Here is a 2500-nt window from a genome sequence, read left to right as displayed (position 1 = left end):
TGCCGGTCACGCTCCCGACGTACGTCGGCAAGCCCGCCGCGACCCGGCGCACCGTGCGCACGATCGACCTCGACGCCACCGGCGTGTGGACCTCGGGCCGCACCGACGCCGACGCGCGGCTCGCCCGGGAGGCCGACGAGGCCGACCGCGCTGCGCGCCAGGCCCGCAAGGACGGCGACGACCACCGCGCCGTCGGCTCCTGAGAGCGGCTGCGCTCGGCTCCTACCCTGGGTGCATGGCTCTCTCGCTCGAGCACTCCCGCACGTTCCCCGTCGACGTCGAGCGCGCCTTCGACGTCCTCCTGCCCACGCCGCTGCCGGAGCTGTTCACTCGGCGGTACGCCGCGATCCCGGCGATCCGCGAGGTCCGTGACCAGCAGGGTCCGTGGGGGACCGTCGGCCAGACCCGCACGATCGTGCTCGCCGACGGCGGCACGCTGCGCGAGACGCTGACCTCGGTCGACCGGCCCCGGGCCTTCGGCTACCGGATCACCGACCCGACCGGTCCGATGAAGCCGCTCGTCACCGAGGTCGAGGGCGCCTGGCGCTTCGACCCCGCCGGCACCGGCGTGCGGATCTCCTGGGCCTGGACGGTCCACCCGCGCGGCGTCCCGGGGCGTCTCGTGATGCCGGTGTTCGCCCGGATGTGGCAGGGCTACGCCCGACGGGCCATGCAGCAGATCGAGTGGCTCCTGGTGCCCTGAACGGGCGCGCGGAGCCGATTCGGTGCACCGCTGGGGCGGGTGCTAACGTTTCCCACCGCGTCGTCGTACGACGCACTGGGGCTGTGGCGCAGTTGGTAGCGCGTCTCGTTCGCAATGAGAAGGTCAGGGGTTCGAATCCCCTCAGCTCCACACGAGAGAAGGGCCGGTTCCCAGCGCACAGCGCCGGGAACCGGCCCTTCGAGCGTGTGGACCGAGCCGAGTCGGCGGTTCTGCTCCGGGGGAGCGCAGCGGAGGAGGGGCCGAAGCGCCGACTCGGCGATCGCCGCCGGCGGCGGGTGACCCCAGCGGGCCTCGCGCGCGTGCACCTTGCGCCGACTCGGAACCCTCGCGCGCGCACGATGCGCCGACTCGGCATGCCGGGCGTTGCCGGATCGAGTAACTCTTCGACCGGTTTCCACCTGTCCCGGCCATGTGGCGGCTGCCACATTGTGGGACCACGGCGCCGTCCCGCCCGGGGACCGGCCGGAGGAGGATCGAGATGGCACGGGTGACGCGGCACGGAGCACGACGGGCGTTCCTCGACTGGTCGGGACCGGTGGACCCGGCGGTCGACCTGGGGGTCGCGCGGATCGAGCTGCCGATCCGGTACTGGCGCACCGACTGCTTCCTGGCCCTGTTCGCCGCCGACCTGGACGCGGTCACCGACCTGCTCCCCTCCAGCCGCCTGCACCCGGTGCGGCTCACCGGTGCCCGGGCCGTCGTGGCGATCGCGGTCTTCAACTACCTCGAGACCGGCGTCGGGCCGTACGGCGAGATCGCGGTCAGCCCGCTGTGCACACTCGACCGGCAGGCGCCGCCGGTGCTGCCGCTCGCGACCGGCTACCTGCGCGGGCTGAGCGCGTTCGTCGCGCACCTGCCGGTGACCACGCGGATCGCCCGCGAGGCCGGGCGCCAGGTCTGGGGCTACCCCAAGTTCGTCGCGGACATGGACTTCGACCTGCGACCGGAGTCCCAGCGCGTCGAGATGGCCGAGGGTGGCCAGGAGATCCTCAGCCTCGAGGTGCGCCGCCGCGGTCACGTCGCCCTGGAGACCGCCCCGCTGACCAGCTTCACCGCGCACGGCGACCGGCTGGTCCGCACCCGCATCGAGATGCGGGGGCACGTCGCCACCGCGATCGGCCCGTCGAACGGCGAGCTGCTGCTCGGTGCACACCCGGTGGGCCGCGAGATCGCCGCGCTCGGCGTCGGGAACAGGCCGCTGCTGACCCGGACCTACCTCAGCCACAGCGCGATCCTCCCCGTGGGCGAGGACCTCGGCCCGGTCGACCGCGCCTACACCGGACACCTCGGCAGCGACGCCGAGACCGGCCGACACACGATCCGCTACGACGACGCGGCCGTGCGCACCGTGACCTCGGGGACGCCGCGTCTGGTCCCGGTCGGGGACGAGGCGTGAGCCCCGTGGGCGCCGGCGTCGACCCGGGCGTCGAGGCGGGCGTCGAGGCGGGCGTCGAGGCGGACGTCGACCTCCTGTTGGAGACCGTCGAGTCCTATGCGGTCGCGGCCGGGCGCCGGCTGTTCGGCGAGGAGTCGCCCGACGGCGACCTCGCGGCGATCGAGGGGCTGCTCGCCGACGCCGCGGCGATCGGGCTGCTCGCCGACGTCGACCCGGACACCGGGCACTGGGGCGTCTGGGGCGGTCACGCCGACGGGACGGGCGCGGCGCTCTCCGTGGCGGCGCTGCGCCGGATCGGGCGCACCTGCGCCGGCCTCGCCGCGGCCGTGCACGCCCAGGGCATCGGAGTGCGCCTGCTCGGCGGCGCGACACCGGTCACC

The 2500-nt window shown here is 74.4% G+C and carries 3 protein-coding genes, 1 tRNA gene and 1 pseudogene; all 5 read left to right on the top strand.

The genetic code is table 11. The features are described 5' to 3' along the window. Window positions 1-203 (top strand): annotated as a pseudogene (locus tag VGD85_RS09810) (hypothetical protein); the annotation flags it as partial. Between the two features lie 32 nt (window positions 204-235). Next, window positions 236-703 carry an SRPBCC family protein gene (locus tag VGD85_RS09805; RefSeq protein WP_331063269.1) on the top strand — a complete coding sequence of 156 codons (468 nt, stop codon included), beginning with the start codon at window positions 236-238 and terminating at the stop codon, window positions 701-703. A 77-nt stretch (window positions 704-780) separates the two neighbouring features. Then, a tRNA-Ala gene (locus VGD85_RS09800) sits at window positions 781-853 on the top strand. A 349-nt stretch (window positions 854-1202) separates the two neighbouring features. Next, the gene (locus tag VGD85_RS09795) at window positions 1203-2120 is read left to right on the top strand and encodes an acetoacetate decarboxylase family protein (protein WP_331063268.1); all 918 of its coding nucleotides are present in this window, start codon (window positions 1203-1205) and stop codon (window positions 2118-2120) included. Next, a partial coding sequence (locus VGD85_RS09790; protein WP_331063267.1) for a hypothetical protein occupies window positions 2117-2500 on the top strand: 384 nt, incomplete at its 3' end. The genes VGD85_RS09795 and VGD85_RS09790, both read left to right, overlap by 4 nt.

Origin of the sequence: Nocardioides sp., assembly GCF_036401255.1 — a bacterium.
In the GTDB taxonomy this organism is placed as follows: Bacteria; Actinomycetota; Actinomycetes; order Propionibacteriales; family Nocardioidaceae; genus Nocardioides.
The sequence above is the reverse complement of the archived record's forward strand: the minus strand, read 5'-3'. Positions and strand labels throughout refer to the sequence as shown.